Annotated in this window: 23 protein-coding genes; 11 read left to right on the top strand and 12 right to left on the bottom strand. The window is 68.1% G+C overall.

The genetic code is table 11. The features are described 5' to 3' along the window. Window positions 1-43: 43 nt before the first annotated feature. Genes BKA16_RS01135 through dprE1 form a run of 4 tightly spaced genes read right to left on the bottom strand, consistent with a single transcriptional unit; the run spans window position 44 to window position 4993 of the window. Complete coding sequence (locus tag BKA16_RS01135; protein ID WP_183368837.1) at window positions 44-799, bottom strand: MBL fold metallo-hydrolase; 756 nt, start codon at window positions 797-799, stop codon at window positions 44-46. Window positions 800-804: 5 nt separating this feature from the next. Then, window positions 805-2778 (bottom strand): arabinofuranosyltransferase, encoded by a 1974-nt coding sequence (locus BKA16_RS01130; protein WP_183372819.1) that lies wholly within the window; start codon window positions 2776-2778, stop codon window positions 805-807. Further along, window positions 2775-3536, bottom strand: coding sequence for a decaprenylphospho-beta-D-erythro-pentofuranosid-2-ulose 2-reductase (gene dprE2 / locus BKA16_RS01125; RefSeq protein ID WP_183368836.1), 762 nt, complete (start codon window positions 3534-3536; stop codon window positions 2775-2777). Before dprE2 ends, BKA16_RS01130 begins: the two co-directional genes overlap by 4 nt. A gap of 38 nt (window positions 3537-3574) precedes the next feature. Beyond that, a complete protein-coding gene (dprE1, locus tag BKA16_RS01120) occupies window positions 3575-4993 on the bottom strand; it encodes a decaprenylphosphoryl-beta-D-ribose oxidase (protein ID WP_183368835.1) in 1419 nt (472 codons plus the stop codon). A gap of 91 nt (window positions 4994-5084) precedes the next feature. Here dprE1 and BKA16_RS01115 point away from each other — a divergent pair, with 91 nt between their 5' ends. Next, a complete protein-coding gene (locus tag BKA16_RS01115; RefSeq protein WP_183372818.1) occupies window positions 5085-5504 on the top strand; it encodes a universal stress protein in 420 nt (139 codons plus the stop codon). A 77-nt stretch (window positions 5505-5581) separates the two neighbouring features. Here the strand turns inward: BKA16_RS01115 and BKA16_RS01110 are convergent, their stop codons facing one another. Further along, window positions 5582-6793, bottom strand: coding sequence for a lipase family protein (locus BKA16_RS01110; RefSeq protein WP_183368834.1), 1212 nt, complete (start codon window positions 6791-6793; stop codon window positions 5582-5584). A 157-nt stretch (window positions 6794-6950) separates the two neighbouring features. Between BKA16_RS01110 and BKA16_RS01105 the strand changes: the two genes are divergently transcribed. The 4 genes from BKA16_RS01105 to BKA16_RS01090 all read left to right on the top strand — a co-directional run bounded on the left by BKA16_RS01105 (window position 6951) and on the right by BKA16_RS01090 (window position 9716). Continuing rightward, window positions 6951-7469: a GtrA family protein gene (locus tag BKA16_RS01105; protein WP_387995723.1), complete on the top strand. Its 519-nt coding sequence runs from the start codon at window positions 6951-6953 to the stop codon at window positions 7467-7469. A gap of 11 nt (window positions 7470-7480) precedes the next feature. Then, window positions 7481-7825: a hypothetical protein gene (locus tag BKA16_RS01100; RefSeq protein ID WP_183368833.1), complete on the top strand. Its 345-nt coding sequence runs from the start codon at window positions 7481-7483 to the stop codon at window positions 7823-7825. A gap of 107 nt (window positions 7826-7932) precedes the next feature. Further along, on the top strand, window positions 7933-8541 hold the full coding sequence (locus BKA16_RS01095; protein WP_183368832.1) for an ABC transporter ATP-binding protein: 609 nt from the start codon (window positions 7933-7935) through the stop codon (window positions 8539-8541). After that, window positions 8538-9716, top strand: coding sequence for a DUF6297 family protein (locus BKA16_RS01090; protein WP_183368831.1), 1179 nt, complete (start codon window positions 8538-8540; stop codon window positions 9714-9716). The genes BKA16_RS01095 and BKA16_RS01090 overlap by 4 nt, the downstream gene beginning before the upstream one ends. Before the next feature lie 4 nt (window positions 9717-9720). Here BKA16_RS01090 and BKA16_RS01085 read toward each other — a convergent pair whose 3' ends face one another. The 3 genes from BKA16_RS01085 to BKA16_RS01075 all read right to left on the bottom strand — a co-directional run bounded on the left by BKA16_RS01085 (window position 9721) and on the right by BKA16_RS01075 (window position 12925). Then, window positions 9721-10860 (bottom strand): DUF5685 family protein, encoded by a 1140-nt coding sequence (locus BKA16_RS01085; protein ID WP_183368830.1) that lies wholly within the window; start codon window positions 10858-10860, stop codon window positions 9721-9723. A 62-nt stretch (window positions 10861-10922) separates the two neighbouring features. Continuing rightward, entirely contained in the window at window positions 10923-11942 is a 1020-nt protein-coding gene (locus BKA16_RS01080; RefSeq protein WP_183368829.1) for a fused (3R)-hydroxyacyl-ACP dehydratase subunits HadA/HadB, read from the bottom strand. Between the two features lie 104 nt (window positions 11943-12046). Next, the gene (locus BKA16_RS01075) at window positions 12047-12925 is read right to left on the bottom strand and encodes a TIGR03619 family F420-dependent LLM class oxidoreductase (RefSeq protein WP_183368828.1); all 879 of its coding nucleotides are present in this window, start codon (window positions 12923-12925) and stop codon (window positions 12047-12049) included. 124 nt (window positions 12926-13049) lie between these two features. On the opposite strand from BKA16_RS01075, the gene BKA16_RS01070 reads away from it, so the two are divergent. Further along, entirely contained in the window at window positions 13050-13775 is a 726-nt protein-coding gene (locus tag BKA16_RS01070; protein WP_183368827.1) for an FCD domain-containing protein, read from the top strand. Window positions 13776-13784: 9 nt separating this feature from the next. On the opposite strand, the gene BKA16_RS01065 is transcribed toward BKA16_RS01070, so the two are convergent. From BKA16_RS01065 to BKA16_RS01055, 3 genes are read right to left on the bottom strand one after another with little or no spacing between them, the layout of a single operon-like run. Then, window positions 13785-14993, bottom strand: coding sequence for an amidase (locus BKA16_RS01065; RefSeq protein ID WP_221246713.1), 1209 nt, complete (start codon window positions 14991-14993; stop codon window positions 13785-13787). Then, window positions 14990-16810: a hydantoinase B/oxoprolinase family protein gene (locus tag BKA16_RS01060; RefSeq protein WP_183368826.1), complete on the bottom strand. Its 1821-nt coding sequence runs from the start codon at window positions 16808-16810 to the stop codon at window positions 14990-14992. Before BKA16_RS01060 ends, BKA16_RS01065 begins: the two co-directional genes overlap by 4 nt. A gap of 2 nt (window positions 16811-16812) precedes the next feature. Continuing rightward, window positions 16813-18888, bottom strand: a complete 2076-nt coding sequence (locus BKA16_RS01055; RefSeq protein ID WP_183368825.1) for a hydantoinase/oxoprolinase family protein — start codon at window positions 18886-18888, stop codon at window positions 16813-16815. Window positions 18889-19136: 248 nt separating this feature from the next. On the opposite strand from BKA16_RS01055, the gene BKA16_RS01050 reads away from it, so the two are divergent. Genes BKA16_RS01050 through BKA16_RS01030 form a run of 5 tightly spaced genes read left to right on the top strand, consistent with a single transcriptional unit; the run spans window position 19137 to window position 24301 of the window. Beyond that, window positions 19137-19685: a MaoC/PaaZ C-terminal domain-containing protein gene (locus tag BKA16_RS01050; protein WP_183368824.1), complete on the top strand. Its 549-nt coding sequence runs from the start codon at window positions 19137-19139 to the stop codon at window positions 19683-19685. Then, window positions 19685-20899, top strand: a complete 1215-nt coding sequence (locus BKA16_RS01045) for a CaiB/BaiF CoA transferase family protein (RefSeq protein WP_183368823.1) — start codon at window positions 19685-19687, stop codon at window positions 20897-20899. Before BKA16_RS01050 ends, BKA16_RS01045 begins: the two co-directional genes overlap by 1 nt. After that, entirely contained in the window at window positions 20896-22260 is a 1365-nt protein-coding gene (locus BKA16_RS01040; RefSeq protein WP_183368822.1) for an MmgE/PrpD family protein, read from the top strand. Before BKA16_RS01045 ends, BKA16_RS01040 begins: the two co-directional genes overlap by 4 nt. A 38-nt stretch (window positions 22261-22298) precedes the next feature. Then, a complete protein-coding gene (locus BKA16_RS01035) occupies window positions 22299-23462 on the top strand; it encodes an acyl-CoA dehydrogenase family protein (protein WP_183368821.1) in 1164 nt (387 codons plus the stop codon). Further along, window positions 23459-24301, top strand: a complete 843-nt coding sequence (locus tag BKA16_RS01030; protein WP_183368820.1) for an HpcH/HpaI aldolase/citrate lyase family protein — start codon at window positions 23459-23461, stop codon at window positions 24299-24301. The genes BKA16_RS01035 and BKA16_RS01030 overlap by 4 nt, the downstream gene beginning before the upstream one ends. A 47-nt stretch (window positions 24302-24348) precedes the next feature. Here the strand turns inward: BKA16_RS01030 and BKA16_RS01025 are convergent, their stop codons facing one another. Next, entirely contained in the window at window positions 24349-25692 is a 1344-nt protein-coding gene (locus tag BKA16_RS01025; RefSeq protein ID WP_183372815.1) for an MFS transporter, read from the bottom strand. Window positions 25693-25768 lie beyond the last annotated feature (76 nt).

Here is a 25768-nt window from a genome sequence, read left to right as displayed (position 1 = left end):
TCCCCATGGTCTCCGCGACGCTCGGCGGCCGACGCGCCGATGCTCAGTCGCCGGACCGCGTCAGGGCCTGTTCGACGAAGGTCCCGACCGCACCGGCGAGGAGAGGGCCGTGGCCCGGCATGACGATCACCGCGTCCAGGTCGGCGAGGGAGGCGACGGCGGCCTCGTTGGCGGCGACGTCGTGCGTGAAGACGTGACCGAGGCATTGCGGGCCGGCGTGCTTGGCGATCGGATGCCCGCTGATCAGGGCGTCTCCGGAGATCAGGACTTCGCCGTCGCCGACGGTGAACGCGCTGTGACCGCGGGTGTGGCCGTGCGTCGGCACCGCGACGGGGGAGCCGGGCAGCTCCGACAGACCGTCGAAGGCCTGCGTGTCGGGCAGACCCGTCTTGTCGAGTGCGCCGAGTCGGAGCACGGTGCCGAGCCAGCGGATCACGGCGGGGCGGTACGCGATGGGGCCGATCGTCGACGCGTCCGCCTGTTGCAGGTAGTCACGCCGTGCGTGTCCCACCTCCTCGGGTTCGGCGAACACGTCGAACGTGTGCTCGCGACGCAGTCGGGCCAGGCCGCCGAGATGGTCGACGTGCGCGTGGGTGAGCAGTGCCGCGCGGACCTCCTCGGGTGCGCTGCCGATCCGGCGCAGGGACTCGACGACGGCGCCCGCGTGCCCCGGATAGCCGCCGTCGACCAGCGTGACGCCGGACCGGTCCTGCAGAATCACCCAGTTGACCGTCGACGTCGACACGAAGTGCGTCTTCGCGTCGCCGTGAGAGATGGTCGTGACAGTCAGCTCAGCCATGCCGGTCAGCCTTTCTTGACGACGAGGACGAAGGGTCCGAGTTCGGTCACGGTGAACATCGGATCGTCGAACCCACTGGGCGAGAAGGTGACGGTGTAGCGGCGGACGTTCGGATCGTTGGGGAACACGTCCTCGGCCAGCCGCAGCGTATAGCCGTCGGCGCTGTAGCGGAACAGGAAGACGTTCGGGCTGCGCCACGGCGTCGCCGCCATCGCAGCCACGAGATCCTCGGTCGTCTCCGATTTCGACCACGTCTCGATCGCCTGCGCCCGCTTATCGAACTCGGCGAGCGGATTCGCGTAGTGCGAGGTGAGTCCCTGGAAACCCCAGTACGGGTACAGCGAGAGGAAACCGTAGTCGGCGGTCAACACGACGCTCTGGTCGGCGGGCGCACCGGTCTGCTCACCGATCAGGCGGTGCAGTTCCGGGTAATACGACTCGGCGCCCGCCGGATGCTGGTCGGCGCGCTGACCGTAGCCGTCGGTGTCGGTGTACGCGGTGGTGATCTCCGACGACAGATGGCTCGGAATGGTCTGCGCGAGTCCGATCGCGGCGACACCGGCCAGCACGCCGATCACCGTGCGGACGTCGCCGAACCGGGCCACCACCGCGCGCGAGCATTCGACGACGCCGAACACGCCCGCGGCGGCCAGCACGACCGCGGTCACGCCTTCGAGGCGGAACGAGAGCAGCGTGGTGCCGACGGCGGTCAGTGCCAGGGACAGGCAGGTGATGCCGAGGACGCCGACGAGCGTCCACGCGAAGGCCGCCGCGATGGTCCGTCGCCGCGCGCGCACCACCACCCAGATCAGTCCGATCAGTGTGAGGAGTCCGACGAGGTTCAGTTGGAACATCGGCAGGCCGACGATCGCACCGTTCTCCGGCAGATAGTGTTCGGCGCTGCCCGACGGCGCCGCGATCGACGACGACCGGGCCGCCAGGTACGGCGTCCACGCGAGCAGGGCGACGAGAACGGCGACGACGCCCATCACCACGAGGCGGACGATCACGGCGAGATAGGTGGCGCGTCGCAGGGGGGCTCGGTCGACGGCGGCGTTGCGGTTCTGCATCCACGCCTGGACCAGATACCCCAGTGCCATGAGGACGGCCGTACCCGCGAACAGTCCCGTGTACAGCGTGTACGTGGCCGCGGACACGCCGATGAACAGGCCTCCGGCGGCCACGGCGAGCCAGTTGGTGCCGCTGAGAGTGGTGGGTCCTTCGGCCAGGCGTCGTCGTCCGCGCAACGCGGAGGCCACGACGACGAGCATCGGCACACCGGGGAGGATCAGGACGGCAGCGTAGGGCTCCGGCGACGTGTAGACCAGGGTGACCGCGGTGGTAGCCAGACCGATCGCGGTACCGATCCCGACTCCGACCATCCGATTCCACAGGGCGGTGCCCAGTGCCGCGGCGACGGCGATCGAGACGATGGCCCACAGCTTGTACGCCTCCCACCCGGGCATGCCGAGGAGGCTCGCGAACCGTCCGCCGAACCAGAACCAGCCCGCCGGATAGTAGGGGGCCAGTCCGTCGTAGGTCATGTCCGCCAGGTGCGGGCTGTCGGTCAGACGCGTCAGGTACTCGGTGCGGAACTGCTGGTCGGCCGACAGCCCGAACAGGTACAGCTTGGTGGCGCCCAGCGGCATGCCGAGCGTCACCGTCACCAGTCCGGCCGACGCCAGGGACGACAACCACGACGTCCATGTGCGCGATCGCCCGGATCGGTAGGCGACGACGGCGATCGCACCGATCACCACGATCACGACCTGGCCGAGCGTCGTCAGCGCTCGAGTCACATTCGACGTGTTGTAGGCGGGCCAGGAGATCGCGCCGATCACCTTCAACGCTGCGAGAGCGACGATCGCCGACAGGACGACGGCGCCGCCCAGTTCGACGACGTCGCGCAGCCGCGCGTTGTGCAGGATCCGGCGCGGGGCTGCCGGTGAGGTCTCGGCGGTGGACTGCACGTCGATCAGATGGGCAGCTTGCGGAAGACCGGACGCGGCACATGACGCAGCGCCATCATGATGTACCGGAACGGGCCCGGAACCCAGACGATCTCCTTGCCCTTGGCGACCGCGGCGACGGCCAGGCGTGCGACGTCCTCCTTGTTGACGGTCAGTGGGGCCTCGGCGACGTGCGCCGAAAGGCGGGTGCGGACCTGGCCGGGGCGGATCACCAGGACGCCGATGCCCTCGGGCCGCAGGGCATCGCCCAGGCCCAGATAGAAGCCGTCGAGGCCGGCCTTGGTGGAGCCGTACACGAAGTTGGAGCGGCGGACGCGCTCGCCGGCCACCGAACTCATCGCGATGATCTGACCGTGGCCCTGCTCGCGCATCTTCTCGCCGAGCAGGACGCCGACCGAGACGGCCGCGGTGTAGTTGATGTTGGCCTCGAGGACGGCGAGCTTCTGGTCCTGCCAGGCCTGCTCGTCGTCGCCCTGGATGCCGAAGGCGACGATGGCGACGTCGATGTCGCCACCCGAGAACGCCTTCTCGATCACGTCGCGGTGGGTGTCGGTGGCGAGGGCGTCGAAGTCGATCTGCTCGACCGACGAGGCGCCCGCGTCGTTCATCTTGGCGACGGCGGCCTCGGCGGTGGGATCACCGGGGACGGTGGCCAGGACGACGCGCATCGGGCCCTTGGTGAGGTATTCGGCCGCGATGGCCAGGCCGATCTCCGATGAACCGCCCAGGATCAGGATGGACTGTGGAACGCCGACGGCGTTGAACATGTGAGACTGCTTTCGTTGAAGTCGGTGGTCGGTCTGCGTCAGACCAGTTCGAGACGACGGCCCATATCGGACATGAACACCTGGTTCGGATCCACGCGGCGACGCGTCGCGATCCAGTCGTCGACCTTCGGGTACATGGCGTGGAAGGTCTCGGCGGTGGTCCGCGAGTCCTTCGCCGTGTAGAGACGGCCGCCGATCTCCATGACGCGACGGTCCAGTTCGGAGACGAACTCGTGCAGGCCGCGCTTAATCGGGAAGTCGACGCAGATGTTCCACCCGGGCATCGGGAAGCTCAGCGGGGCCTGGTTGCCCTCGCCGAACAGCTTGAACACGTTGAGGAAACTGACGTGCCCGGACGCCTGGATGTCGTAGATGATGCCCTTGAACTCCTCGACGGCCTCGGGAGGCACGATGAACTGGTACTGCAGGAAGCCCTTCGAACCGTAGGCGCGGTTCCAGTTCCCGAACAGGTCGAGCGGGTGGTAGAACTGCGTCAGATTCTGGATCTTGCCCTGGTAGTCGCCGCCCATCCGGTAGTACGCCTCGCCCACCATCGAGAAGTTCAACTTGTTGGCGAGCCCGTTGGGGAAGACGTCGGGGAAGTTGACCAGAGTCGGTGCGTCGAACTTGAGCGGGTCCTGAGCGAGCTTGTCCGGCAGCTGGTCGAGGGTGGCCAGCGAGCCGCGGGAGAACGTGCCGCGGCCCAGGCGGGGCGGCTTGCTGATCGCGTCGAACCAGCCCGACGAGTAGGTGTAGTTCTCCTCGGAGCCGTCCTGGTGCAGGGCGATCGTCTCGTCGAGGCTCTTCGTGACGGTGCCGTCGGCGATGAAGTACGCGGTCTCGGTGCGCGTCATCTTGATCTTGGCGCGCAAGATGATCCCGGTGAGTCCGATGCCGCCGACCGTCGCCCAGAAGATGGAGGCGTCCGGATCGTCGGCGCCGCCCTCGGGGGTCAGGGTGAGGATCTCGCCCGACGCGACGAGCAGGGTGATCTCGACGACGTGATTGCCGAAGCTGCCCGCGCTGTGGTGGTTCTTGCCGTGGATGTCGCAGCCGATGGCGCCGCCGACGGTCACCTGGCGGGTGCCCGGCAGCACCGGGACCCACAGGCCGTACGGCAGGGCGACACGCATCAGGGTGTCGAGGTCGACACCGGCGTCGACGTCGACGATCGCGGTCTCGACGTCGATGTCGTAGATGCGCGTGAGCTGCGTCATGTCGATCGTCAGACCGCCCGAGTTCTGCGCGTTCTCGCCGTACGAACGACCGAGCCCGCGCGCGATCACACCGCGCTGCAGGTACGACGGCTTGTCCGCGTTCTGGTCGGCGACGCGTGCGACGGCGTCGGCGATCACCTCGGGATACGGTGTGCTCAGCACATGCCCCTGGGTCGGCATGGTCCGGCCCCAACCCATCAGGGTCCGGGTCTCGATCGGGAGAAGTTCTGCGTTACTCATCGCGTCAAAGGTTACCCGCTGGTCGCATGCGAGCACCGGCGATGTGATCGGCGTCGTCTACATTCATAGGAGAGTCTTGGGAAGGAATTCCATGATCGTGGTCGGCTATGCGGGCGGTTCTCACGGGCGGTCCTGTCTCGAACAGGGCATCGCCGAAGCCGCCGTCCGCGACACCGATCTCCTGGTGATCAACGCCGTGTCCGACAACGCCCGCAGCGGATCCTCCCGCGGCCACCGCGTGGTGGACGCCGAGGAGATCGCGCAAGTCCAGGACCGATTGCAGCGGTCCGGCGTGCGATTCGAGATCAAACAGCAGATCGGCGCCGATCCGTCCGAGGAACTCCTGCGCGCCATGGACCACCCCGACGCGGAGCTGCTGATCATCGGCATGCGGCGTCGTACCCAGGTCGGCAAACTCCTGCTCGGCAGCACCTCTCAGTTCCTGCTCATCGAATGCTCGAAGCCGGTGCTGGTCGTGAAGCCGGAGCGCGCGCCGAAGGTGGAGGAGTAGGGCCCGAACGCTCTGCTCGAGCCCTCCGCCCTTCCACTGGTCGTGCTCGCTCCGCCGGTCGCGCGGAGTCGGGACTCCTACCGCATGATCCGTTTCACGAACGGCGTCGAGTCCTTCATGGACGCCAGCACCGTTCCGGAGTGGTCCTGGTTCGGGTAGACGTGGAAGTCGACGGGCTGACCGGCGGCCAGCATCTGCGCGTACAGGGTGAGAGCCGACGGTGCGGGGACATCCATGTCGAGCAGGCCCTGGCCCAGGAAGATCGGGCGGTCGTAGCCGGAGTAGGGCGTCGCCATGTAGTCGACGAGCGCGGCCTGCACTCCGGGTATCGACGTGAGGGGTCGGGAGAACCAGCTGTTGATCTTCGCGCCGTCGAGTTCGGCGTGCAGCTCGGGGTAGCAGAGTGTCTCGGCGAGCTTCACGACGCGACGCCCCTCGGCGGTGAGGACTCGGTCCGGATGCAGATCGGGGCGAGCGTCGGAGAACCCCGCGACGATGTACGCGGCGTACGTCGTCAGACCCGCGGGCAGCACGACCGGCGGGAACTGCGGGCCCGCCTGCCACACGATGTGTTCGATGTTGGCGGGGGTGCCCGTCGCGACCACGCCGCGGTAGTCGAGGCCGGCCTTCTTGCCGAGGGCAGTCGCACGATGCGCGGCGTTCAGCGCGGCACCCGCGCCCTGCGACTGTCCGACGATCGCCCACGTCCGGCTCAGCGGGAGTCCCATCTGGCGTGCCGCGATCACCGAGTCGACCGTCGACGTCGCCGAGACCTTACCGCTCAGATAACTCATGAGGCCCGGTGTGCCGAGGCCGACGTAGTCGGTGGCGACGATCGCATAGCCCTGGTTCAGCCAGTGGTCGAGGTACTCGGTGTCGCGGTCGCTGCGAGGCTGTGCCGACGGCGCGCAGTCGTCGCCGAGTCCGACGGTGCCGTGCGCCCACGCGATCATCTTGTAGCCGCCGGCCGGTGCCGACCGTTTCGGCAGGAAGACCGCGGCCGTACTCACGGCGGGCTTTCCGTGGACGTCGGTGGTCGCGTAGAGGATGCGGTACGCGCTGCCGGCCGCGGGCAACGACACCGCCGGATTCAGCGGCACCTTCGCGATCAGCGTGCCCGGCTTGCCGATCGGGCCGTCGTAGTTCCGCGCGTCGAGCCCGGACCAGACCGGTGCGGCCGTGGTGTCGTCGGCGTGGGCGAGGGGAGGCGCGATCGACATCCCGACCGCGGCCACACAGGCGAGGGCGGCAACGGCGAGACGGCGGGGCAGTCGGGTGGCAGGACTCATAGCAGTGGACTCTAGCCGTTCGATCCAGAAATTCGGGCGCGAGACGCAGGTCAAGGGGAAGATCGCCCTCGACGGCTCGTATCCGGCCCGGATTTTTCCCCGTCCGGCACTGCTTCAGGTACCGAGAGAAAGCGTTGCGGACCGATAGGCTGTCCACGTGCCAGACCCCACACCCGACGACGCCCCCAGCACCCCGTTCCCGGTCCACCCCGCGCACGAGGACTTCGCGACTCGGCATGCGCCGATGCCGATCGAGCTGCCGCTCGACGATGAAGAGGCCTCGACCAGCGTAGATCTCAAGACCCAGATGGTTCGGTTCATCGCGACCGGTGTGCTGTCGGCGGTCTTCGACTTCGGGCTCACCCTGTTCCTGCAGGACGTCGTCGGAGCTCCGTACTGGCTGGCCAAGGCGTGCGGCTTCATCCTGGGCACCACGATCGCCTATCTGATCAACCGCCGCTGGACGTTCCGAGCCGAGCCGAGCACCGCACGTTTCATCGCCGTCGTGCTGCTCTACGCGGTCACCTTCTTCGTCAACATCGGGCTCTACAGCCTTCTGATGCACGAGTGGAGCGACGGCTTCATCTGGACACTGCTCGCCTTCGTGATCGCTCAGGGCGTGGCGACCGTCATCAACTTCGTGGTCCAACGAGTGGTCATCTTCCGGATCAAATGATTCTCGACCAGGTGTTACGCGACGACCGAGGAGTACCTCGGTCGCTGATCGCGTACTACCTGCTGGCGATCGCCGCATCGGTGGCGGCGGTGATCGCCGACGTCGCGGTCACGGTGCCCGGTGCTTCCGCGCTGTTCGTTCCGGCCGCAGTGCTGGCCGTCGCCGTCGGACATCTCGCGATGAGCCGCGGCCTCGCGCTACTGCGCGCGGTCTGTGCGGCGCTCGTCGTGCTGCTCTCCGCCGTCCCGATACGGCGGCGGCCACCCGATCGGCGACCGCCAGGTCTGGCCGATCCCTGCCGTCGTGTGGAGGCGGTCCTGCTCGCGGGTCCGCGGGCGCCCGGAGTGCGGGCGTAGTTCACGCCCGCGACTCCGTTCCGCTGGTCGAGCCCCTTCCTGCCGGTCGAGCCCCTTCCTGCCGTCGAGCGGAGTCGAGACCCCCACTCCACCTCGAAGGACCCACCATGCTGTCCGTCACGGACGCCACGCGTCGCATCGACGCCCAGACCCTGTTCACCGATCTCACCTTCACCGTCGCGCGCGGTGAGTGCGCCGCGATCGTCGGCCCCAACGGGGTCGGCAAGAGTTCACTGCTCCGCGTCATCGTCGACGACGATCTCCTCGACGAGGGCGCCGTCCTCGTCGACGGTCTTCCGCCCGACGATCGATCTCCGGACTTCCGCCGACTCGTCTCCGCCGAACTCGGCGACCAGGCCGTCTTCTACGACGCCACCGTCGGCGAGCACCTCGCGCTGATCGCGGCCTCGCACGGCGTCGACCCGGACATCGACGCCATGCTCGACGATGCGGGTATCGGAGCCCTGCGCGATCGCTTTCCCCACACCCTGTCGACCGGGCAGCGGCAACGGTTCGCGCTGGTCGCGGCATTCGGTCGGCCCGCCGGGCTGATCGTGCTCGACGAGCCCGAACGTGGCCTCGACACCGAGGGGCAGGAGTGGGTCGCCGCGTCGATCCGCCGGTCGACCGGCGACGGCGCCGCCGTCGTGATGGCTACACACAGTCCGTCGCTGGTCGATGCGTGCGCTGACCTCGTCGTGGACCTGAGCCGATGAGGCGGCGCCAGAACTGGATGCGCCGCAACAACGTCTCCGTGGTCGACCTGGTGTTGATCATCGGTGTGGGCGGCGGGCTCGCGTCATGGCTGCTGTCCCCGACACATGTGGCGGTCGTCGTCGAACCGTCGTCGTGGTTCGCGGTGCACCAGAGCGTGGTGATCGCGCTGTTCGCCTGTGCCGTCACGGTGATCGCGGGGCGGTTCGCGGCCACATGGGGGCCGGTGCGCGTCGACCGGGAGACCGTGCGTTGGACGATGTCCGGACCGGCGTCGCGGACGCGACCGCTCGCCGGCAGGCTCGGCGTCGCCGCCGGATGCGTCCTCGCTGCGACGATGCTCCTGCACGGTGCTCTCGCGCTGCTGGTGTCCGACACCGCGGTGACGGTCCTGGTGGCCGGGGTCGGTTCCGCGGCGGTCGCGATCGCGGTCGCCTATGCCGCACAGCTCGTCCGGGATCGTGGCCGGGGAAACGGTCGGGCCGGAATCTCACCTGGCCGACTGCATCGCATGAGTTTCGCGCCACGGGACGGGTTCGCCGGTGCGGTCGGGCTCGCGGTCAGCATGATGGACGCGAGTTGGATCGCCGATGCGCGCATCACGCGCTGGCAACGCAGATCGTCGGCTTGTCGACGGCGTGTCCGAACCACCGCGGCCACGGCGTTCATCGGCATGGACGCGCGACGGCTGACTCGCCACCCGGAGATGATCATGCGGTGGGCGTGCTGGACCGCGGTCGCCGTCGTCTGCCCGCTGCTGCTGCACTTCCACCGGGTGCCGATGCTGATTCCGGCCCTGGCCGTATGGCTGGCCGGGACGGCGGCGAGCGGTGGCTTGGCGGCAGCGACCGATCCGACGCTGCGTCGCGCCTTCGGCGTCGATGATCGGCAGATCACGTTGTGGCACTGTGTGATTCCGGCCGGTGCGACGGTGGCGTCGGCGTTGATCGCCGTCGTCGCGGCCGGACCGGGACCGCTTGGCGGTGCCGTGATGCTCCTCGGCTGCACGGTAGCGGTCCTGCGCCGTGCGACGCGGCCGCCGCTGCCGTTCGACGCACCCGTCGCCATCGACTCGGTGATGACCGGAGCCGCCTTTCAGCCGGCCCTGTTCGCTGCACAGCTGCGGGGCCTGGTCGCGGCGGTCGTCACCGGGCTGCTCGCGGGCGGGGTGCTGTGACTGCTCACGGGCAGCTGCAATCGCAGCAGTCGCAATCGCAGCAGTCGTCGCAGTTCTCGCATCCGTCGCATTCGGAGCACACCGACGACTTGTATCTGTCCGAGCAGTGATTCCAGTGATCGGTGAACATCGCCGGACCGCACAGTGAGACGCCGGCGAACGGCAGGATCCGTTCATACCAGGAACGGTTCGGTGGGAACGGCGGCGGATACGGTGCATTCCTCGGCCAGTCGACGGGCCGTTGGTCCGGCCAGGTGCGCAGACCCGCACCGATCGCGGTGATCGTCCGCCGGTCGCCCTCCCGTCGACGGCGTCGCACGGCCCGCGCGACACCGTCGACCAGCAGCGCCTTCAACAGGCGATCGTCGTGGAGGGCGAGGTCGCGGTATCGGGTGGCGATCCGGTCGGCCAGCAGATCCGCGCGGTCGAGCGCCCGCCCATCGCTGGTCTGTGTCGCGGTGAGCGGATTGAAGGAGCCGTCGGCGTCGTCGGCCGCGCGGTCGTCGACGGCGTCGAGCAAGTGCGCGAGACGGCCGAAATCGGTGCCGATGTCGGTGAGCGGGTCGCGGTTTCGCGGGGAGCCCGCGAGATCGGCGCTGGAGGCGAACACGGTCGCGCATGCGGAGGCGGTCGGTTCGGTCAGTGCGTCCAGATCGCGTGCGGACACTTCGATCGCGGCCTGCGCGTCGAGCGTCGACAGGATCGCATCGACGTCGAGCAGCCCGGCGCTTCGAGTGGATCGGCGGGTCAACGCGCGGGCGGCGGCCGCCGACATCCGGGATCGGACCGGCGCGGGAGCCGCCAGCGCGTACCGCTGTTCGGTGACGGTGTCGCGGGCCTTGGCCGCGGCCAACGCCAGCGACGTCGCGGCGGCGAGCCGCACCCCGGGGTCGGATCCCACGACGACGTCGGCTCGCCGCATGCCGCGCAGCGGACACGGCCCGGCCTCTCGGGTCCGCGCTGTCGGTCCGCGTTGCGCCGCGGTCAGGACGGACACCATCACCGCGTCGGTGTTGGTCGTCAGTCGTGCGGCCTGTCCGTGCCCGTCGCGCAACGACAGGCACAGACCGCACAGGTGGGCGCGCCACTGATCGTGCAGATCGTCGTCGAGCACGTGCCGACACGGCTGAAGCAGTCCGAACATGCGTCGAATCTACTGGCGGACGGCGCGTTTCCGGTGGGCCGTTCGTTCAGGCGACGGACGGGTCAGGAGAACTGAACCAGCGCGGTGCACTTTCCGAACACGCGCTTGCCGTTGACCGTGGCGCCGAAGGTGATCAGGCCGCGCTTGGTCTCCGGGTACAGGGTCTTGATCTTCGCGGTGTACTCGACCACGGCTGCCTCGGTCGGCGGCACGTAGACGGCGCTGGAGAAGCGGGCCGACAGTTCGCGGAACGCGGCCGGATCACCGACGAAGTCCGACAGGTAACCGGCGGCGGTGCCCAGGGTCAGCATGCCTTGGGCGACGACGGTGTCGAGCTTGGCGGCGGCGGCCAGTTCGTCGCTGTGATGGATCGGGTTCGGATCGCCTGCGACGCCGACGTAGTTGACCAGGTCGCCGCGGGTGAACCGCTGCGTGCGGGACGGGATCTCCTGGCCCTCGCTCAACGAGTCGAACGGGATCGCACCGAATGCGCGTGGCTCGTCGTCGGGGATCTCGGCGGCCTCGGCGGGGACCAGCGGCAGGACGTGAGACGCGGTCGGGGAGAACATCACGTCGTCGACCATGCGCTCGAACTCGTCGGTGAGGCCGTCGCCGGTCTCACCGGGGCCGGCCAGCGTCGTCCAGGACTCCTGCATCACGCCCTTGTCGAGGTCGCGGATCACGGTCTTGCCGGTGAACAGATCGGCGCCGGCCGCCGACTTGTAGGAGTCCAGCGAGACATCGGACTTGAGCCGGTCGCCCGCGGTCACCGGCTTGTGAAAGATGAACCGCTGCTCCACTTGCAGCACACCGGACTTCAGCGGGTTGCCGGGAATCATCTCGAACAGCTGGGCCTGCGCCTTGGTGCCGTCGAGCACGACGATCGTGAGCGGCGCCAGCAGGCGATCGTGACCGGCCTCCGCCGACTTCGCCTCGTCCCAGTGAACGGGATTGTCGTCGTGCAACGCGTGAGCGAACTCTCGGATCTTCTCACGGCCGACTTCGTAGTAGTCCTGGGTCGTGTACACCTTGCCGATCATTGTTTCGATGGCCTGGGTGCGCTCGGTTCCACTACTCGTCATGGGACGCTAGTCTACCGGCCGGTAAAAGACCGAAATACCACGTGGATGCGTTCTGGCTCACTATTGGCGTCGGTGTTGTCGCGATATGCCGGCTGAGTGGACCGCTACTCCTTGACCTTCGCGATCACGTTCTCGCCGTACCAGGTGAGGTGCTCGATCTTCTTCTCCAACGGCTCGGTGTCGGTCCCGATGATGTACGGCAGCCGGAAACCGACGATGACGTCGGTGATCCCCTTGTCTTCCAGCCGTTTACAGCCGTCGACCGTGTACGCGTCCATGGAGATCACGTGGATCTCGAACGGATCGTTCTCCTTGCCCTCGGCTTTGCGGATCGCGCCGATCTTGTCGAGCAGGGCGTCGAGCTCTTCGCCGGGCCCGCCGCCGTGCATCCAGCCGTCGCCGCGGATCACCGCGCGACGGAGCGCGCGATCGGCATGGCCGCCGACGAGGAGAGGCACCGGCTCGGTCGGTGTCGGCGACATCTTGATGCGCGGGACGTCGTAGAACTCGCCGTGGAACTCGAAGTACCCGCCGGAGGTGAGGCCGCGGATGATGTCCATGCACTCGTCCATCCGCTTGCCGCGGCGGGCGAAGTCGACGCCCATCATGTCGTAGTCCTCGGGCCACGGGCTGGTCCCGACGCCGAGCGAGAGCCGGTTGTTCGTCAGCGCCGCGACCGACGACGCCTGCTTGGCGACGAGCACAGGCGGACGGATCGGCAGTTTCAGCACGAACGGCAGGAACCGCAGGGTCGTCGTCACCGCACCGAGGGCCGCGGCCTGGATGAAGGTCTCGATGAAGTCCTTGTCCTCGAGGAACTCGCGGTTTCCGTCCGGGGTGTACGGATACGTCGCGTCGGACTCTTCCGGATAGGCGACGGAGTCCGGAATCGTCATGCCGTCGAACCCGGCGGCTTCGGCGGCCTGAGCGAGCGGAGCGTAGTAGCTGATATCGGTCATCGCCTCGGCGTACGTGAATCGCATGACTGCCAGGGTAGAACACGTTCTAGTTTCGTGGTGGGGATTCGGCTCCGGCATTTGACGCCAGAGCAACCGCCCGAAACCGTCAACATGCTAACCTGACCAGGGAAAAGAGGTGTATTTGCCTGTGGCGGAATCAGATTCGGCCGATCGTCGGCCCGCGTACGCGGTCGTCGCGGACGGTCTGCGCGATCGGATCCTGGCCGGTGATCTGAAGCCGGGCACTCGGTTGCCGGTCGACGCCGACCTGCGTGCCGAGTTCGGGGTCGGTCAGAGCACGGTCCGTGAAGCCATCCGCACGCTCGCCAGTGAGAATCTGGTGCGCACCGTGCGCGGCGCGACCGGGGGGACGTTCGTGGCCGAACCGAGCTTCGGGCACATCACTGCGCATGTGGAGGCCGGGGTCACGCTGCTGGCGTCCGCGGAGGCGGTCACCGTCGATCAGCTCATGGAGGTCCGGCAGCTGACCGAGGTTCCCGCGGCCGGGGCCGCCGCGTTCCGACGTACCGACGAGCAGCTCGCCGAGCTCCGGGCGACGATGTACGAGCCGACGACCGAGGTGAGCGAGGAGATGCATCTCGCCCACCAGGAGTTCCACCGGATCGTTCTGCACGCCGCGGGCAACCCTCTGCTCGACCTGGTCACGGTGCCCGTGTTCAAGGTGCTGAGCAGCAGATTCAGCAGGGACATGGCTCCTCGCGGGGTGTGGCCGGGAGTGGATGCCGACCACATCGGCATCTACGACGCGATCGCCGCGCGCGACTCGATCACCGCGATGAACCTCATGCGCCGACACCTCGATCAGCTCGGAGACATCTACAAGCAGATGGACCTGTTGCGTCGACCGAGCTGACCGAGGCCGTCACGCGACGCCGGGCGGACGTCGTAAGTGCCAGTCGGTGCGCGACTGGATCGCACCGGCGACGTCGAACAGCAACGCTTCGCGGCCGGGCGCGGCGGTCAGCTGGGCCCCGATCGGCATACCCGACTCCGGATGGAAGCCGACCGGCACCGACAGCGTCGGGCCGGCGTGCAGCGACCACGGATACGACAGCTGCCCCATGCGTCGCGAGATCGGCAGTACCGACGGATCGTCCGAGACGACGGGGACGTCGACGGGCATCGTCGGGGTCAGGACCACGTCGACCGCGGCGAAGTAGTCGTCCATCGCGGCCCGGAACCGATCTCGGTCGCCGATCGCCGCGGCGCGCTGATCGGCGGTGATCGCCCGACCCAGCGAGATGCGCTCGAACGTCGCACCGTGGAATCTCTCCGGGGCCTCGGCGAGCCGATCGGCGTGGATCCGTGCGAGGTCGGAGTAGATCAGCGTGTAGACGACGTCCTGCGCGGTGTCGGCGAGGGGGACGGGAGAGTCGCCGATCTCGTATCCGATCTCGCCGAGCAGGCGGACCACGTCGCCCAGCGCGGCCGCGATCGCCGGGTCGACGTCGGCGGTGACGAACGGTGACGGCGCGGCGATGCGGCGGGCGCGCTCCGGTGTCGCGTCGACGCCGGCAAGCACCTCGAACACTCGGCGTACGTCGTCGACGGTGCGCGCCAGCGGTCCGACGGTGTCGAAGTCGGGGCTCACCGGGAACACGCCGACACCGCTCACCGAACCCGCGGTCGGTCGAAGCCCCACCACGCCGCAACACGATGCGGGGAGCCGGATGGAACCGCCGGTGTCGGTGCCGAGCGCCGCGTCGACCAGACCCGCCGCCACGGCGACTCCGGAGCCTCCGCTGGATCCGCCCGGCACGCGCGCGGCGTTCCAGGGGTTGATCGGACCGCCGAACACCGAGTTCTGGGAGGTGACGCCCACCGCGAACTCGGCCATGTTGAGCGTGCCGGTGATGCGGGCGCCCGCGCGTTTGAGCGCGGCGACGACGTCGGCGTCGCGGTCGGCGGGATGGTCGTCGACGAAGAAGGCCGACGCGCAGGTCGACCGGACACCGGCGACGGCGATGTTGTCCTTGACTCCGATGCGCAGTCCGGACAGCACACCGCGCCCCGGTCCTCCCTGCCGGGCGAGGGGGACCGGGGCGACGATCGCGTTGAACGCGTCGCTCAAGACGCCGCTCGCGCGGACCGCAGTGCCCGCGTGCCCTCGACGTCGACGGTCCAGTCGCTCGTGTTCACGACCACACCGTAGTCGCGGCGTGCCTCCTCTGCGCTGAGGTACTCGTCCCAGACGTCCATCAGAACGGCCTGCGGCTCGCGTTCGAACGGGTCGCCGAAACCGCCGCCCGACGGCATGCGGATCTCGAGCGTCTCGCCTTCGCGGACCATCTCCTGGGTGACCTTCGAGAACAGGATCTCCTCGTCGTCGCGGCCGGCGTTGCGGACAAAGGCTCCGGAGACCCCGTCCGCGCCGCCGAGGACGCCGGCGGGCGGATCGTTGCGGTTGTCCGCCTCCGAGCCCAGGAACGTGTCGGTCTGCATCAGCCAGGTGCGCACGCTGCCGATGCCGCCGCGCCACTGGCCCGGCGCGGGAGACTCGTCGCGCAGCTCGTACCGTTCGGCGCGCATCGCGTGGTTGAGTTCGAGCTCCTCGATCGGGTTGTTACGCGTGTTCGCCATCAGCGCGTCGACGGCGTCCATGCCGTCCTTGCCGTTGCGGGCACCGTACGAGCCCTCGTTGATCTCGATGTACACCCAGTACGACTCGCCGTCCTCGGCGACGCCGGAGTAGGCGATGGCGCACAACGCGGCCGACGAGCCTGCGACGGCGTGATCCGGCAGAACCGGGGCCAACGCCAGGTTGATCGAGTCGAAGATGCGGTTCACCTGGGAGAACCGTGCGAAGCACGACGCCGGGAAGTCGGGATTGAAGATCGTTCCCTCCGGAGCGTATGCCCGCACCGGACGGAAGCAGCCGTCGTTCTGCGGCACGAACTCCTCGGTCACGTACTCGTCGAGCAGGATGGTGCGGATCGCGCTGACCGCGACCGGAAGCACCGAGCCCTCGAAGGGGACGTTGAACGCGGTCGGCACCTGGTCGTTGGACCCGGTGAGATCGATGAGGACGTCCTCGTCCTCGACCTGCACGCGGACCGCGACCTTCACCGGGACGCCGCGGTTCTTGCCGTCGTCGTCGAGATAGCCGACCGGAGCCTCGTAACTGCCGTTGGGCAGGGCCCGGATCCGCTCGCGCAGCATGTGTTCGGAGTAGTCCATCCAGGCCTCGGACGCGCTCATCACAGTGTCCAGACCGTACTTCTCGAGCAGTTCGGTGAACCGCTTCTCACCGATGCGTGAACACGCGATCAGGGCCTCGAGGTCACCGCGGTTCTGCTCGGGGGTTCGGACGTTGTCGAGGATGTGTTGGATCAGCATGTCGTTGCGGACGCCGCCGTCGTAGATCTTCATCGAGTCCATGAGCTTGCCCTCGGCCCAGACGTCGACGACGTCCATGCACAGTCCGGGGAAGTTGCCGCCGATGTCGGAGACGTGACCGGTGCAGCCGGCGAACCCGATGTGCTCGCCCTCCCAGAAGATCGGGATCACGACGCCGTAGTCCGGCGAGTGTGCGGCACCGTGGTACGGGTGGTTGTGCAGGATCACGTCGCCCGGCTTGTAGGTGCCCGCCAGGCGGCGGTTGATGCCGCGGATGTACGCCGGAATCGAACCGCAGTGCATCGGGGTGGAGTCCGACTCGCACAGCTCGCGGCCGTTCACGTCGAAGATTCCCGCACCGAGATCCTCGGATTCGCGGATGAGGCTCGAGTACGCCATGCGGTAGAGGACCTGCGCCATCTCCTTGGCCATCGAGTTCAACGATCCGCCGATCACCTTGAGGGTGATGGGGTCGACCTCGACGTCGTTCCAGGTCTTGTGCGCCTGCGCCGCGAGAGACACACCCTCGCGGGGCATCAGGGTCTTCGCCATGATCAGGAGTTCCTCTCGATGATGATGTGGCCGACGTGGTCGACCGTGGCGGTCTGTCCGACGCCGACGATGGTGGTGGAGTCGAACTGGCGGACGATCGCCGGACCGGCGAAGGCGTTGCCCGCCTTGAGCAGTGCGCGGTCGTAGACGGGGGTGTCGACCCACTCCGGGTCGGCGGTCTCGTCCTTCCAGAACAGCGCCTTGGTCGTGGAGGTCAGGGCCGCCGAAGCATCGGCGCCACCGGACTCGATCGGCGCGATGCGGATGTAGTCGACGGCGCCGACCCCCGTCACGCGGATGTTGACCAGCTGGACCGGCTTGTCGTCGAATCGCTGCGAGTAGGTCCGACCGTGCGCCTCGTGGAAGGCCGCCGCGACCTGTTCGATCCATTCCGGCGTGATGTCGCCGTCGGGCGCGGGCACGCGGAGCTCGTAGCCCTGGCCGACATAGCGGCAGTCGACGCTGCGTTCGAGCGAGATCCGAGAGGCGTCGATGCCGTCGGCCTCCAGCTGCGACGTCGCCTCGCTCGACAGCCGATCCATCTGGGCCGCGACGAGTTCGAGGTTCGGCTCGGCGGACGAGGTCCACACAGTGGTCGGGACCTCGTAGCGGATGTCCGTCGTCAGCAGGCCGAGCGCCGATGTGATGCCGGGGTGCGCGGGGATGATGACGCGCGGAACACCGAGTTGCTCGGCGATCTGCCAGGCGAACAGGGGGCCGGCGCCACCCTCGGCGACCAGGGAGAACTCGCGTGGGTCGTACCCTTTACGGACCGAGTGCAGGCTGATCGCCTCGGTCATCGAGTGCGCGAGGATCGAGAAGATTCCCATCGCGGCGTGCTCGACGTCCGACCCGAGTCGGTCGGCGATCTGCTGTACCACTTCGTTCGCGAGTTCCGGCTTGACCTCCATGCTGCCGGACAGGAAGCTGTCGGCGTCGAGCCAGCCCATGACGACCATCGCGTCGGTCGACGTCGGCTCGGTGCCGCCGTTGTCGTAGCAGGCGGGTCCCGGTACGGCTCCGGCGCTGCGTGGTCCGACGCGGAACATGCCGCCGCTGTCGATCGTCGCGATCGAGCCGCCGCCCGCGCCGATGGTGTCGACCTCGGCCATGGGGACCATGGCGTGGTAGTCGCCGATCCGGGTGTCGAGGAGATGCTTCATGCGGAGCCTGCCGTCGGGCGCCACGCCGATGTCGGCGGACGTGCCGCCCACGTCGAGGGTGATGACGCTCGGGTAGCCGGAGGCCTTGCCGATCGCGCAGCCGCCGAGCAGGCCGGCGATGACGCCGCTGGTCAGCAATGACACGGGCGTGTGGCTGGCGCTGCGGGAGGTCACCAGGCCGCCGGCCGAGGTCATCAGGTGAACGTCCTCGCCGATCTGGGCCTGTTTGGCCTTGCCCGCGAGACGATCGATGTAGTTGGAGGTCTTCGGGCCGACGAAGGCGTTGAGCGCCGTCGTCGAGAATCGTTCGTACTCGCGGTACTGCGGGGCGACGTCGCTCGACAGGGACACGAACACGCCGGGGAACTCTTCTTCGATGATCTCGCGGACGCGCTGTTCGTGCGTGGGGTTGCGGTACGCGTGCAGGAAGGCGACGGCGATGGCCTCGACTCCGCGCTCCTTGAGCAGGCGGACCTCGCGGCGGACGTCGCCCTCGTCCAGGGGCGTCAGGACCTCGCCGGCCGCGTCGATCCGTTCGGCGACGGTGCGGCGGTTGCGACGCGGCACGAGCTGCCACTTCTGCCAGGGCAGATCCTGGTAGTTCGAGTAGTTCAGCGGGCGCTTCTTGCGAGCGATGTGGAGTAGATCGCGGAATCCGTGGGTGGTGATCATGCCGACGTCGCTGCCGTTGTGCTCGAGCACGATGTTCGTGGCGACGGTCGTGCCGTGGAAGAACATGTCGATGTCGGCGGGAGCGACGCCCGCGCGGTCGGCCAGGACCGCGATGCCGTCCATCGACCCGATCGACGGATCGTGGTTCGTCGACGGCGTCTTGTGAACGGTCACCGAGCCGTCGTCGTCCCACAGGATGAGGTCGGTGAAGGTTCCGCCGACGTCTACGCCAAGTCTTTTCATCGAAGAGTAACTCGCTTTCCTACTTCGTCTGCCCGTCGCGCCATCGACGTGATCTGGGTCATGTGAGCGTCCTCAACATCATGCAATACATCAGATGTTTTCGCTAGCCCCATGGAAAACAATCCTGGATTCATGGGAATCTGAGGAGATGTTGCCAACCAAAGATCATATGTTTACAGTGATGTGCATCTCCAGCGGCCGCCGTGGGCCGCCTGTACCGTGCCTGTACCCGACCCAAGGAGCCCGTCGTGACCACTCATCCCGCAACTCTGGGACGATTCTTCGAGGACTACGCCGTGGGCGACGTCTATCAGCATCCGCTCGGGCGCACGATCACCGAGACCGACAACACGTGGATCACGAATCTGACTCTGAACACGAATCAGAATCACTTCAATTCCCACCTGGCGCAACAGAACCCGATCACCGAGGGGAAGATTCTCGTCAACTCGGGACTCACCGTCGCGATGGTACTCGGCCTCTCGGTGCTCGACATGAGCCAGAACGCCGTCGCCAACCTCGAGTTCACCGACGTCGCGCTCACGCATCCGCTGTATGTGGGAGACACCATCTACGCCGAGAGTGTCTGCACCGCGCTGCGGAAGTCCAACTCGCGGCCGTACGCCGGGATAGTCTCGATGATCACGCGGGGCGTCAACCAGCACGGCGACGTCGTCGTGCAATGGAAGCGCTCGGTCATGGTCGCCACACGAGACAGCGGGATCGGACAGAACTACTTTCCGCAGGTGAAGGGCGATCCGCTGGCGGAGCTGGCCGTCGGGGGAGGAGTCGCCTGATGCGTCCTCTCGAAGATGTGCGGATCATCTCCCTGGAGCAGTACGGGGCGGGGCCGTTCGGCTCGGTGCACCTCGCCGATCTGGGCGCGGACGTCCTCAAGATCGAGGAGCCCTCGTCCGGCGGCGACGTCGGACGGTATGTGCCGCCGTACCGAGACGGCGAGGACTCGCTGTTCTATGAGACGTTCAACAGGAACAAGTCGAGCCTGTCGCTGGACCTGTCGACGGCCGGCGGACGAGCGGTGTTCGAGGACCTGGTGCGCGATGCCGACGCGGTCTACTCGAACCTGCGCGGCGACGTCCCGGCGAAGATCGGGATCACCTACGACGATCTGAAGCATCTGAACCCGAGAATCGTCTGCTGCAGCCTCACCGGGTTCGGGATGACCGGACCGCGGGCGAAGGAACCGGGATACGACTACATCCTGCAGGGGCTCGCCGGCTGGATGAGCCTGACCGGCGATCCGGACGGTCCTCCCACCAAGTCGGGACTGTCGTTGGTCGACTTCACCGGTGGCTACGTCGCGGCGCTGAGCTTGATGGCGGGTCTGCACGCCGCGCGCCGCGACGGTGTCGGCGGCGACTGCGACGTGTCGTTGTACGACACCGCGATCGGGATGCTGACGTACCCGGCCGCCTGGCACCTCAACGCCGGATACGAGCCGAGCCGGACCAAGAACTCGGCGCATCCCTCGCTCGTACCGTTCCAGGCCTTCCGCGCGTCGGACGACTGGTTCATCGTCGGATGCGCGAAAGAGAAGTTCTGGGTCCGCCTCGTGGAGACGATGGGCTTGGCCGACCTGCTCGACGATCCGCGGTTCGCCGACTTCACCGCGCGCGGTGAGCATCGCGACGATCTCCTCCCCGTGCTCGAGGAGCGGTTCGCGCAGCGCACCGCCGTCGAATGGGTGGACGATCTGCGGGCGGCCGGTGTCCCGACCGGACCGATCAACAGCGTCGAGCAGGCGCTCACCGAGGAGCACACGCTGGCGCGCGGTCTCATCGCCACCACGGAGCACGAGCACTGGGGGCAGGTGTCGCAGGTGGTGTCGCCGGTCCGGTTCGGCGAGGAGCAGCCGGTGTATCGGCGCGCGCCGCGCCGGAACGAGAACTTCGACGAGGTCGTCGAACGCCTGGGGTACAGCCCGCAGCGGATACAGGACCTCGTCGACGACGGCGCCTTCGGTGATCCGATGCCCGGGAGCGTGCGGTGATCGCGTCCGATCTGGCCGCCTGGGCCGCGGATCTGGCGCTCGCCGACATCCCCGAACGGGTCCGCACCGCAGCGCTCGACCATGTGCTGGACGGCGTGGGAAACGCCGTCGCCGCGCGCAGGCTCGGGCACGGCACGCCGGGTCTGACCGTGGCGCGAGGACTGGGCGGGCCGCCGCAGGCGCAGCCGATCGGCGACGTGGACCGGATCGGCGCCGCTGCGGCGGCGTTCGCGAACGGTGTTCTCGTCCACGCGTTGGACTTCGACGACACACACGCGCTGGCACTCGTTCACCCGACGGCGGTCGTGATCCCCGCGGCGTTCGCCGTCGCGCAGGAGACCGGGGCGGACGGCGCGGCGACGCTCGTCGCGATCGTCGCCGGACTCGAGACGGCCTGTCGACTCGGTGCGGGCACGCCGCACGGATTCCACGGTCGAGGACTGCATGCGACGGGGGTGATCGGCCCGCTGGCCGCCGCGGTGACCGCGGCGAAACTGTACGGCGCGGACTCGTCCACCATCGCCGACGCGATCGGAATCGCCGCATCGTCGTCCGCGGGAATCCTGGAGTTCCTGGAGACGGGGTCGGACACGAAGGTCATCCATCCGGGCAGCGCGTCGTTGAACGGTGTGATCGCCGCGCGTCTGGCGGTCGAGGGAGCCGACGGTCCGGTGTCCGCACTGGAAGGCCCCCGCGGCGTCTACCGCGCGTTCGCCGATCGCGACCCCGATCTGCCGACCGTCGTCGGCGATCTGGGCACGCGGTGGGAGACCGAGTCGATCGGCATCAAGCCCTATCCCAGTTGCCAGCTCATGCATTCGGCGCTCGATGCGACCGTTCGTGCCCTGGTCGGTGGCGGCGCCGGCGGCGAGATCACCGATGTGTCCGTCGGAATCCACCCGGACAGTCTGGGGATCGTCGCGGGACCGGAGACCGGGAGACGCCCGCCGCGTACGACTTACGACGCCAAGTTCGACCTGCCGTGGAGTGTCGCTGCCGCCCTGCACGACGGCGGGGTGACGGTGGCGACCTATACGCCCGAGTCGATCGCGCGACCGGAGGTCGCCGCCACGGCGGCGTCGGTTCACGTGTTCACCGTCGACGACGATCGCCCCGCGGCCGACGTCGGTGCGACCGTCCGGGTGACACTGGCGGACGGCTCGACCCATGACGGCGTCGTCGACGCCAGCCGAGGTTCGCGCGGACGACCGATGTCGACCGACGACGTCCTCGTCAAGTTCGCGGGCAACTGCGGGACGAGCGTCGAGACCACCGCGCTGGCGGAAGCCGTCATGCATCTCGCGGCAGCCGAGTCGGTGTCGGCGATCCTGTCGGCCGCCGCCGACCTCGTCAACGGCTGATCCGCCCTTCACGATCACACACACTGCTGGGAGCACTCATGGACTTCACCTTCTCCGACGAACAACTCGCCTTCCGCGACGCTCTGCGGTCCCTCGTCGACCGCGAGATCCGTCCGGTCGCCAACGAGTGGGAGCACTCGGGTCGCTATCCGACGGAGATCGTCGCGGCGATGCGCGAGATGGGCCTGTTCGGAATCACGACTCCGGAGGAGTACGGCGGCCTCGACCTCGACAAGGTGTCGTTCACCCTGGTCTTCGAGGAGATCGCGCGCGGGTGGATGGGCATCGCGGGGATCCTGGGCAGTCACAATCTGTCGTGCTGGATCATCGCCCACCACGGCACCGACGAACAGAAGGAGCAGTGGCTCCCGCGACTGGCGACCGGTGAGTGCCGTACCGGCATCGGCTTGACCGAGCCGGGCGCGGGCACCGACCTGCAGGGCATCCGGACCACCGCCACGAGGGACGGCGACGACTACATCGTCCGGGGCACCAAGACCTGGATCACCAACGCCCGCCACGCCGACGTCCTGCCGGTCCTGGTGAAGACGGACCCGACGACGTCACCGGCGCACCACGGGATGAGCCTGCTCCTGATCGACACCGCGAGTGACGGTTTCGAGGTCTCGCGTGACCTCGGCAAGCTCGGCTACAAGGGCACCGAATCGTGCGAGCTCTTCTTCGACGACGTGCGGGTTCCGCGGTCGGCGCTGCTCGGAGGGGTCGAGGGCCGCGGCATGCAGCAGGCGCTCTCCGGGCTGGAGATCGGCCGGTTGAACATCGCCGGACGCAGTGTCGGCATCGCGCAGGCGTCGTACGACGCCGCTTTGAAGTACGCGAAGGAGCGTGAGGCGTTCGGGCGCCCGATCGCCGACTTCCAGGCGATCCAGCTCAAACTCGCCGACATCGCGACGCAGACCCAGGCCGCCCGGCTGATGACGTACTGGGCGGCGGCCAAGGCGGATTCGGGAGAACGCATCGACGGCGAGGCGGGCATGGCCAAGTACTTCGCGTCCGAGACGGCCATCACCGCGTCGCTGGAGTCGATGCGGGTCCACGGCGGCTACGGATACTCCACCGAGTTCGACGTCGAGCGCTACTACCGAGACGCTCCGCTCATGTCGATCGGCGAGGGCACGAACGACATCATGCGGACGGTGATCGCGAAGGCTCTCGTCGGCGGTTCGTTGAGCATCGGATGACGACGTCGAGCCCGATCACCGTCCTGTACGTGCCGGGCAACCGGCCGGAACGGTTCGACAAGGCCGCGACCGCCGGGGCGGATGCGATCGTCATCGACCTCGAAGACGCCGTCCCGCTCCGGGAGAAGTCGGGCGCACGCACCGCGGCGGCACAGTGGCTCAGGGGTCGTGACCGCTCCGCCGTCCCGGTGTGGGTGCGTGTGAACTCCGGTGAGGATCTCATCGCGGATCTCGACGCCGTGGTCCTGGGAGCGCCGAACGGTGTCTGGCTGCCCAAGTGTGCGAGTGCCGCGGACGTCTGTCACCTCGACGAACTCCTGAACGGATTCGGCGACGACGGACGGATTCGCGTGTCGCCGCTCATCGAGACCGCCGTCGGTCTGTGGAACGTGCGCGAGATCTGCGGTGCGCCGCGGGTGGCGTTCGTTCAGTTGGGCGAGGTCGATCTCGCCGCGGATCTCGGTGTCCGTCCGAGCGTCGACGGGTCCGAGCTGTCGTGGGCTCGATCCCGAGTGGTCGCGGCGTCGGTCGCCGCCGGGATCGCGCCGCCACTCGGGCCGGTGTCACCGGAGATCCGTGACGTGGACGCGTTCGCGCGGGACACCGAACGCATCGCCCGGCTCGGTTTCGAGGGGCGCGCGTGCATTCATCCAGCGCAGCTCACGACTGTCCGTGACGTATTGGCGCCGTCCGATGCGGAGGTCGCCGAGGCCGAAGGTGTTCTTGCGCTCTTCGACGACGCGGAGGGCGCGGCTGTCGTCGACGCAGGCGGACGACTGGTCGACGAGGCGGTGGCGAGGAACGCCCGCCGGGTGATCGGACGTCGGGCGACCGGGTAGCGGACACGGCCTGAGCGCCCACGCGTCGTCCGCCGCCTTGCTACCGCTCACGTCTTCTCGGCGGTCCGTCCGGCGGCGACCTGGTTGATCAACAGGGCCGCGAACACGATGGTCGCGGTCACCGCGGCGACGCCGAGGGCGACGCTGATGCCGTGCTCGCCGGGACTCGCGGCGAGCACCGAGCCGACGATCGCACTGCCGACGGCGCCGCCGACGGTGCGCAGGACCTGGTTGAAGCTGACGGCGCTGCCGACCTCGGAGATCGCGACGTTGCGTGCGATGAGTGTCGGCATGGCGGCGTAGGCCGACCCCATGCCGAGACCGAACAGCGCCATCCCGAGCAGGACCTCCCACAGTCGGTCGTTGGTCAGCCAGATCATCAGCGCCGACGCCGCCATCAACGACGATCCGCCGGGCAGCATCGCCGTCATCGACGCGGGACCGAAGCGCTGGACGAGGCGGCGCACCACCCGGTTGCCGATCAGGCTGCCGATCGACAGCGGCAGCATCACGAAACCGGCCCAGAACAACGGCAGCTCCAGGCCGTACCCGCTGGCCTTCGGGGCCTGCGCGATGATGCTGATCGTCGACAGGCTCATGTACATCGCCGCGCCGAGACTGATCGCGGTCAGGTTGGCCAGCAGCACGTCGGGCGTGCGGACCACGTGCAGATTGATCAGCGGATCGTGGAAACGGAGTTCGACCGTCGCCCACACGATCAGCGCGACGACGCCGATCAGCCCGACGCCGATCGTCGCCGGTGAGACCCACCCCCAGTGCGACCCTTCGCTGACCGCGATGAGCAGTGCGGCCAGGCCGGTGGAGAGGAGAGCCGCACCGATCGTGTCGAAGGGGCGCGTGGTGCCCAGCTCGCCGTCGGCCGGGATCCATCGCCACACGACGACGAGCGCGGTCACCACGAACGCGGCGGCGAACCAGAAAGCCACCCGGTAGTCGAGCAGACTGGCCATCATGCCGGTCAGCGGATAGCCGAGGCCGAGGCCGGTCGCGACCGTCACCGAGAGCGACGAGATCGCCGGATCGGCGCGACCGGCGCCGAGGTGCCGTCGTGCCAGAACGATCGTCACCGGCACGATGCCGTAGGTCAGGCCCTGGAGGGCGCGGCCGATCAGGAACACGGTGAACGTCGGAGCGGCTGCCGCGACGATCGACCCGACGAGGATCACCGCCAGCGAGATCATCAGCAGGCGCTTGGCGTTCTTGCCGTCGGACAGTCGGCCCATGATGGGGGTGGCGACGGCACCGACCAGGAGGTTCACCGTGAGCATCCACTGAGCGGCACTCACCGACACGTTCAGCGCGGACGCGATCGAGGGCACCAGGAGCATGCCGAGCGAACTGACCACCGACGTCGTCAGCGCGGCGTACATGAGCGAGGGCACGAGCGACCGGCCGGTGTTCAACGGGTCTCCTCCCCGAGGTCGCGGGTGCACGGGGAGGAGGAGG

Source organism: Gordonia humi (genome assembly GCF_014197435.1).
Lineage (GTDB): Bacteria > Actinomycetota > Actinomycetes > Mycobacteriales > Mycobacteriaceae > Gordonia > Gordonia humi.
This window is presented reverse-complemented; position numbering and strand designations above follow the sequence as displayed.